Genomic DNA, 8599 nt, shown 5'->3' with positions numbered 1-8599 from the left:
TGCTATCAGTTGTATATGATCATATTTGATGATTCAACAACTTTTACCCGGACAGGGTACAATGATGTTATTCTCCATCCAGGTTTTGGTTTCCTGAACACTAACATATACCGTTTTATTCTCAGCAGCTTGCTGACCTTTTTTACGCGAAATGAAACACGCAATAACACATGAAACAACGAATAGCATCATCAAATTTTTAAAAATCAATTGTTTTCTCATAAAAACACTTTAATAATCTTCAAGTATAAATTTTTAAAACTATAATCATTTTTTTATTACACGAATCCACATATTATCGTGGTTAATAGTAATACATTAGCTTATGGATTTAAATCAAATTTTTGACGAAATAATCAACAATTGTGAATATCTAAACGAAAATTTATCATTAAACGAGGAACAGGATCTTTAAAGCAGTGACAGGAATTTTATTTAATTTGCGAACCTGAATTTAACCCTTATGAAAAACACAGCTTTCGAGCATATTGCGCAACAATGGTTTGCTGCTTTTAATACGCATAACCTGGAAGAGCTCTTAGCATTATATGATGAACAGGCCATACATTTTAGTCCAAAACTAAAAGTCAGGAAACCTGAAACTGAAGGTCTGATCAAAGGCAAATCAGCACTTCGTGAATGGTGGAAAGATTGTTTTGACCGCTTACCTGCTTTACGTTATCAGCCAACTTCATTTACGGCAAACGAACAGCGTGTATTTATGGAATATATAAGATCAGTGACAGGAGAACCAGATATGCTGATCGCTGAGGTTCTTGAAATTAGAGATGGAAAAATAAATGCGTCAAGAGTCTATCATGGATAGGCATCTGACGCATTTATTTAAATATTAATTTAATGTCCACTGACTGCTCTCGGCGGTAGCATTAATAGTAGTAGCCTGCGCAAGTCCGCTTTGGTTTTCTAAATTCAGATAAGTGTTTTTCCATTCACTTTTAATCCTTTTAAAGCCATTGTAATCTTCAACGACCCAATAACTGCTATAAAAAGTATCAGGGATTACCGAACTTTCTGCATAGCTATACAAATGCTCAATATTCAGGTAGTGACTTGTGCTTACGTTTTTAATCCTGGTATGCCCGTTGACTTGTTCTAATACCCATTTTGCACGGGCGTCAGTATTGGAAGAGCCATATTTAACCTGCCCGTTTTCTTCAAACAGAAAAGTATTTAACCATTTATTTTTGATAGTGATGCCTGTTCCTGTCGGTGGTGCCGTAGTCCCGCCTCCAATACTATTCAACAAGCCTTCAGCATTGCTGACCTGCTGTGCGGCAAAGTAACCAAACACCTGATTTAGCTGCTGCTGAACACCAGAATTACCTTTATACTGTTTGCGATATTGATACAAACGATAAATCAATTCCAGTTCATGCTGTCCATAAGACACTCCCAATTTTTGCTGCATGGTAGTCAGAAATCCATAGCCAAACTCGGCAGTAGGCTCAATCATTGTACCTTCTCCGTAATCATTCCAGGTTGCAAACTGAATAATACCTACACTGGAAGCTAATGCTTTGTCCAGCAAAGTTGAAAAAGTGCTGGTTCCATTATAGGCAATTTGCCAGGTAGGCCCATCCGCTCCGCCAGCCTGGTAGAAAGACTTGAAGCCAGGATAAACTACACCGATTGAGATCGGGAAATTAGAAGCTTGTGCGTAATAGTTATTCACCACCGTAGGATGATCCTGATAAATCCACGGAAACTCCCCTCCTGCATTATTTGATCCCACCTGGTTTGTATTTCCGTACAATGGAATAACTTTTGGTTTTGGATTAAGACCTGCCAGGATCTGATCCCATTCTGAGGGCTGATGAAAAGTTATAGGGCCAAAGTTTAAAACTACAGGCACATTATTCACTTTCAGGTAATTACTTTGATTAAAGTAATTATTCTGCATGTAAACGAAATCACCATTTGCGCCGCTGGTTTGTCCGGCATCCCAGTTCCGGTCTTCCTGTACAATACTGAACTGTAAACCAAGTGCATTTAGTTTGGAAATCAACGCATTGGAATTTGCCAGGTTATCGGGATAATCATACCGTGCTCTGGTACCCGGCCAGTCAATCATTACTCCGTCAACGCCCGAATATTTCATCAGTAATAACTGATATTCGATGATATCAGAATCTCCTGAGGCATATGGGCCTGTTTTTGGATAAGCATAAGCTGCAATCTGGCGTTTACCGTTTGTGATTATATCCGGGTTTTGCGTGTTCATTTTCCAATGGTATCCCCATGCCCCTCTTGAATCCGGCGTTTCGAACCAGGGCATCCAGTGCATGAAAATTTTCTTGGAGGTTGACTTTGAGATTGCATTCGCTACAGGAAGCGATTTAGCAGCTGCACCCGGCTCATCTTGCTGTGGGGTGACTGACTTCTTACAACCCAGGCAAGCCATGGCTATAAGTAAGCAAATAGTTAAGTTTTTCATAAGTAGAATATTTGGTTATCTACCTTACGCATTACGCTTCAGGTATTTCTACAAATGACAGCAGTATATTCAGGTAATTAAAGCAATCCCGGCCCGCTGAGAAATAATATAAACCCAAATCCGGATTACAAATCCACAAATGACTAATAAACAACCGATTGAACTAATAAAAGAACAAATCCTTATGCAAAGAATATAAACCAGAATTTAATGAGTAGCTTAAATATCATGAAACACCTGGTACTTAATCTAACCTTATTATTTATCGGTTGCCTTTACTGTGCCGCCCAATCTCCGGCAAGAGATCTGGAAAAGCTTAAACTTGTTTTAAAGGAGAAACCACAATTAGACGCGCAAAAACAAGCGCGTATCGACTTTCTGAAAGCTTCACTGACGCACAAGGAATTGGATTTAAAAGGTGAATATCTCATCTGCCTGAAGTTATATAATGAATACAAATCTTTCCAATATGGTAAAGCATTCTATTATGCACATCAGTTACAACGAATCAGCAATCAACTGAAAGACCCGGCCAAAATCGCCTACGCTAAACTAAAACTAGGCTTTATCTTACTTTCTTCAGGTATGTTTAAAGAGACTTTTGATTCACTGAGTACTTTAAAGACCAAACACCTGCCAGACTCAGTTAAAAGAGAATACTATTTGCTGAACGCAAGAACTTATTATGACCTGGCAGATTTTGATCAGGATGATTATTACACCAAAATCTACAAGACTAAAGCCAGCCTGTATGTGGACTCTGCACTTAAACTCTGCGACATCCACTCTTTTGATTACGCTTATTATAGCGGTTTGAAATTGATTAAAGCCGGTGATCTTGAACATGCTGTTATCAAGCTCAAATCACTGATCCGTAGCAAGCAGTTATCTGAACATGAGTATGCAATTACCGCCTCTACATTGAGTGATATATACATCCAGTACCATCAACCAGACGTAGCTATCAGGTTGCTGATCAATGCTTCAATCGCTGATATAAAATCAGCTACAAAAGAAGCCGCAGCCATGTTAAATCTGGCTCAGCTCCTGAATAAAAAACCTTATACAGAAGATGCTTATCTTTTGATCAGAGCAGCCATGGACGATGCGGTTTACTATGGTGCCAGGCAGCGCAAAGTACAGGTAAGCGCTATTTTACCAGTTATTGCCAGTGCCAGAATCTTACACGAGCAGGAGCAAAAACAAATGTTGTTTTTTTACTGTACACTGCTGACTATCCTGTCGATCATAATTATTGTTTTTGCCATCATCGTTTGTAAGCAACTCAAAAGAATCAAGGCAGCTGATAAACTGGTTTTAGAGGCAAATGCCAGGTTGAGAAATACGATAGAAAAGCTAAACGAAGCAGAAAAGATCAAAGAGGAGTATATAGGATATTATCTTCACATCATTTCTGATTACCTGAACAAACTGGAAAAGATCAAAAGCTCCATTACACAAAGGCTCACGACTAAAAAGTTTGATGAAATCAAGGTATTGGTAGGAAATATCAATCTGAAAAAAGAACGCGAAGAACTCTTCAGCAATTTTGATAAAGCATTCCTGCAACTCTTTCCTAATTTCGTTACCGAATTTAATGCTCTTTTCCCGGTTGAATATCAGGTCAAACTGCTCCCCCATCAATTATTAAACACAGATTTAAGAATATTTGCACTTATTCGTTTAGGTGTAAATGATCCGGATAAGTTAGCCCGTATACTGGAATACTCTTTAAATACGATTTATAATTACCGGACAAGGATTAAGAATAAATCGAGTCATCCTGATAAGTTTGAAGCAGCAATTTTGAATATAAAAGCAATATAGGATTCCAATACTTTTTGCAGTTCTCACCCAGGAGAGCACTTATAACCGGTATTACCATAATTCTGGCTCTTAAATCTATAATTAGTGAAAATAGTAAGGACAGTCTTATCCGGCTGTTCATATTTTATAAAGCACTAGTAAAAGAGTATGGATGGAAGGATAGTGTGTCAACAGGAAAATATGCTAAGAAATATATCCTTCATGAAAATGATCCCAAAAAATTAACTGGAGATCATTTATAAATAAAAATCTTTTAGAATCAGCTACGATTAAAATTGGGAATAGCTTTAAACTATTCCCAACCTCCTGCTTATTTTCCAGCATTTTTTTTCTCCGTAATCTCCGTACGGATTTCCTGAGCAATACCTTTAATTTCCTGTAAAGCTTTACGTAATCTGGTACCGGCAGCGCCATTACCTGAATTATAAAATTTTTCTACGTCTGTTTCTGTAGCAGCGATTACTTCTTTCAATTTTGCGAATTTGCTCATGGTTCTTTTGTATTAGTATGTTTTTCAAGTTAACTATTCTAAGTGCCTGATCTAAAGGCGTAAAAATATATTACAACCTTCTAATCAACGCTTAACACTGTAAACATACTGATTTAAAATAAAAATCAAAATAAATACTACTATTTAAGTATACTTTAATTATGTTTGTTAAACATTAAGCTTAAAACAACATAAATAGTCATGTGGCCGAGTGGCAAGGCAGAGGTTTCATAAACCTTATATGGTGGTTCGATTCCACTCATGACGTCTAAGCAGCAGCGAGCTCATCTGAGCTGGCTTCAGCTTTTTTCCATCTATTATTTTATTATATTTGATTCTTAAAGGTTATCGCTCAGATAACCTTTAAATAACTCCTTCTGGCAACGATTGCACAATTTTAATCCGCGCATCTTTCTCATTAACCCATCTTCTAATCGTAATTTCAAAGCTTTGAAACCAAATCACTGAAAGCTTAAACGATATGAAAAGATTAGTAAATCATTTAATTTATCTGCCTGCCATTGTGCCGTTAATCCTGATTATGTCTTTCTGCCTGCCAGTTAAACACATCACTATTTATCTTGCAGGAGATTCGACCATGTCTGATAAGAATATCAGAGCTTATCCTGAGACTGGTTGGGGCATGCCTTTTGCCTTATTTTTCGATTCTACAGTTACCGTAAAAAATATAGCTAAAAATGGCAGGAGCACTAAAACCTTTATCGCTGAGGGTTTATGGAAACAGATTTCAAATCAGTTAAAAGCAGATGATTATGTGTTTATCCAATTTGGGCACAATGATGAATCACCGGCAAAATCCAGCTATACTCCCGAAGCCGATTACAAGAACAACCTGCGTTTATTTATCAAAGAGACCAAAGCGAAAAATGCAATTCCGATATTAATTACTCCTGTATCACGCCGTAAGTTTAATACTGCTGGTCAAATTGAAGAAACACACCTGATTTATTCAGCACTGGTACGCGAAGTTGCGCAAGAACAACAAGTACAATTAATTGACCTGGACAAAGAAAGCCGGACATTATTTCAGGAACTAGGTCCGGAAAACTCAAAAATGCTTTTTAATCAGTTAAAAGCTGGTGAAAACCCAAATTATCCGGAAGGGAAAACAGATAATACACATTTCAATGAAATGGGTGCCCGTAAAATTGCAGAAATCGTGTTACGTGAAATCAAAAAACAGCATTTAAGTCTGGCAGACCGGATTTATAAAAAATAGCCGCCCCGGACAGAGGCAGCTATAAGAGAGACGTTATATAAAATTTTAAGGCCAGATTGTACCAGTTTGACTGTTGCTCAGCCATGGTTTACCACTGCAACTTGTTCCTGAATGTGCTTTAAGACAAGCTTTCACGAACGCAGCACCATCTGCATGACTTTTTAGTTTTTTAGAACTGCAATAAGTAGTACCCGTGTTATCCTGATAAAGCTGATAAGCCGGGTATCCCAATCCACTGGCAATTTGAAAATTACTTTGAACAGCACCAGGGTAACTGGTTTCTGCACCAAGAACCCATCCTCTTGAACTTTCATTCGTACCAGCAACCATATCAGCAGGAGGATTCAATGTGATGGTCACTGTTGAAGATGAACTGCTTGAACTGGCAGTATGTGAATAAGTAGATTCCGATCCACCACCTAAAGGTATGCCCAGGAATGAAATCCCTAAAGAAACTGTTTGTTCAATAGTTTTTTCAATGCTCTCATAAGATTCACTGTGTACAGTGATTTCAACAGATGGATAATTACTAATCGCAACTCCTGTTAAAAAGCTGAAAGGGCCACCCTCAGAAAAATCAATATTCGGTTTCGGAGAAAATACAAAACCTGAAACATCTTTAGAACCATTTTTAATCGCATCAGTGATTGGCTTCATCCATGACCAGTTTAAACCAGTAGCCACATTAAATGAAACAGGACCATAATTAACCAGGGTAACACCAGTAAAAGTCATACTCACGCTAATTGTATTCGAAGAGGTCGCAATAGTGTCCGAAAAATAACTCGCACTTCCATCTACCGATAAAGTGAGAAAAGATGCAATAGGAATTTCGAAACTTGCTCCACCCTCAATACTTACTTTCACCTCACTTTCACTGGAACGGGTAACAGTCATGTTTAACTCTATCTTATTATCAGTTGCACTTAAGCCATTAATGATATCAGACAATGGCGTACTTACTGCATAAGCAGGGTTATAAACGGTAGTACTATTATCTAATAGCATTCCACCGTTAGCAGCAGCAGCATTCTGTACATTATCTAATACTGTGCTCAAATAACCGGTGTTCATTGTGGTTGCATTTTGCAAGGAGATACTGTTGCCCAGCGCATTCAGATAATTGGCAAAAACCGGTAATACGGGCTGACCACTTGCCGGTGTTTTGTTTAATAGTTTAGCTAAATTTTTAGCTCTCTGGATCGTATAAAGATCGGTAGCAGGACTTGCCCAGGTCGTTGCAATCGTACTCATAATGATATCTATCGGCTGTTGTTTACTAGTTGCCACTACTGGACCATAAATGGATGTCCAAAGCGTCAAGAGTGCCATTTGCTGATTGGTCGCCAATTTTTGTGCTGCGTTAAGCGCTGCTTGATCTGCATTCGACAGCTTATAACCTACGCTGGCTATTGCTTGAGTATAAATATTAACAAATGGCTCGTCAAGTGTCACAGGAGTCGCATCTGCAGTTAAAGCAGTACTGATCCATTCATAAGTTGTCGCATTAAACAGCAAGTTATTAGGATTCACGTAGTAATAAGGGAAATTTCCTAGCTTGGTTACGCCAAAATCTGTTAGCGGCTCCTTTAATACGGATGATAAAAGTGTTGATGCTTGCTCTTTCAGCGCATCGATAATTTCTGATGCTTCTGATTCAACGGTTAATTCGGTATTCATGGTCGTAGAGTTTTGAGGGTTCAATTTTACCTACTCTGTTAAGGCTTTTCGGTTTCTGCCTTTGTCAGATTTAAATTAAAGCGCTTTAATCGTTTGACATGTCAAAGTAAAGGCAGAATAAAGGTTTTTTTCCGCGTTGAATATCCCGGCTTGGTAAACAGGTGTTTTAACGTGGTGACCAGGTAAAAACACCTGGTCACCACGTTTCAGGAAAGAATAAAGAGGTTTTCGATTAGAATTTAACTTCGAAGATGCCATATTTGATGGCAAAGATGACTAAACCCGCTGTGTTTTTACAACCGGTTTTGGTGAGCAGGTTTGTGCGGTGCCCATCCACAGTACGGCTGCTGATGAATAACTTTTCCGAGATTTCAATATTAGTCAATTCATCACAGATCATCTTTAAGATGGTAGTTTCCCGCTCCGAAAGATTGATAGGAATACTGCTCATACTTTTCAAACCTTGTTTGCGGTATTTGGCCGCATTCCGCATTGCATTTAAAGTTTCGATATTAAAATGAAAACCTACATGATAGGTATTATGAATAGCCGAAAACAATTCGCTGGTTTCACAATTCTTGATCAGATAACAGCAAGCCCCGGCCTCTATCATTTTACTTAAATAACGCTCTTCACCATGCACAGAAAGTATGATCACTTTTATCGAAGGATAATCTTTATGCAAAACAGCATTCAGTTCAACCCCGTTCATTTCTGGCATATTCATATCAATCAATGCCACATCAGGAAGACTTTCCAGCCTGTCAAGCTGTTCTAAAAAAACCTTCCCATTCTCAGCCTGGGCCACCAGCTGATAATCAGCTTTACTACTTAAAAGATTAACCAGTCCTTCCCGAAACAAGTTTTGGTCATCAACAACAGCAATACGTATTTTGTCTGACATAAA

General features: G+C 38.2%; 7 protein-coding genes and 1 tRNA gene. 4 read left to right on the top strand and 4 right to left on the bottom strand.

Annotated elements, in window-relative coordinates; all coding sequences use genetic code 11:
* The first annotated feature begins 463 nt into the window (after positions 1 to 463).
* A complete protein-coding gene (locus tag HDE70_RS04665) occupies positions 464 to 826 on the top strand; it encodes a nuclear transport factor 2 family protein (protein WP_183888313.1) in 363 nt (120 codons plus the stop codon).
* Between the two features lie 24 nt (positions 827 to 850).
* On the opposite strand, the gene HDE70_RS04660 is transcribed toward HDE70_RS04665, so the two are convergent.
* Positions 851 to 2455: a glycoside hydrolase family 71/99-like protein gene (locus tag HDE70_RS04660; protein WP_183888311.1), complete on the bottom strand. Its 1605-nt coding sequence runs from the start codon at positions 2453 to 2455 to the stop codon at positions 851 to 853.
* 210 nt (positions 2456 to 2665) lie between these two features.
* On the opposite strand from HDE70_RS04660, the gene HDE70_RS04655 reads away from it, so the two are divergent.
* Positions 2666 to 4282 (top strand): DUF6377 domain-containing protein, encoded by a 1617-nt coding sequence (locus HDE70_RS04655; protein ID WP_260159931.1) that lies wholly within the window; start codon positions 2666 to 2668, stop codon positions 4280 to 4282.
* A gap of 310 nt (positions 4283 to 4592) precedes the next feature.
* Here the strand turns inward: HDE70_RS04655 and HDE70_RS04650 are convergent, their stop codons facing one another.
* Positions 4593 to 4772 (bottom strand): histone H1, encoded by a 180-nt coding sequence (locus HDE70_RS04650; RefSeq protein ID WP_183865524.1) that lies wholly within the window; start codon positions 4770 to 4772, stop codon positions 4593 to 4595.
* 197 nt (positions 4773 to 4969) lie between these two features.
* Here HDE70_RS04650 and HDE70_RS04645 point away from each other — a divergent pair.
* A tRNA-Met gene (locus HDE70_RS04645) sits at positions 4970 to 5040 on the top strand.
* 213 nt (positions 5041 to 5253) lie between these two features.
* On the top strand, positions 5254 to 6012 hold the full coding sequence (locus HDE70_RS04640; protein ID WP_183888309.1) for a rhamnogalacturonan acetylesterase: 759 nt from the start codon (positions 5254 to 5256) through the stop codon (positions 6010 to 6012).
* Between the two features lie 45 nt (positions 6013 to 6057).
* On the opposite strand, the gene HDE70_RS04635 is transcribed toward HDE70_RS04640, so the two are convergent.
* Both HDE70_RS04635 and HDE70_RS04630 read right to left on the bottom strand, forming a co-directional pair.
* A complete protein-coding gene (locus tag HDE70_RS04635) occupies positions 6058 to 7692 on the bottom strand; it encodes a lamin tail domain-containing protein (protein ID WP_183888307.1) in 1635 nt (544 codons plus the stop codon).
* A 232-nt stretch (positions 7693 to 7924) separates the two neighbouring features.
* A complete protein-coding gene (locus HDE70_RS04630; protein WP_183865521.1) occupies positions 7925 to 8596 on the bottom strand; it encodes a response regulator transcription factor in 672 nt (223 codons plus the stop codon).
* Positions 8597 to 8599 lie beyond the last annotated feature (3 nt).

Origin of the sequence: Pedobacter cryoconitis (genome assembly GCF_014200595.1) — a bacterium.
Taxonomy (GTDB): domain Bacteria; phylum Bacteroidota; class Bacteroidia; order Sphingobacteriales; family Sphingobacteriaceae; genus Pedobacter; species Pedobacter cryoconitis_C.
Note: the sequence above shows the minus strand (reverse complement) of the source record. Positions and strands in the feature narration are given on the sequence as shown.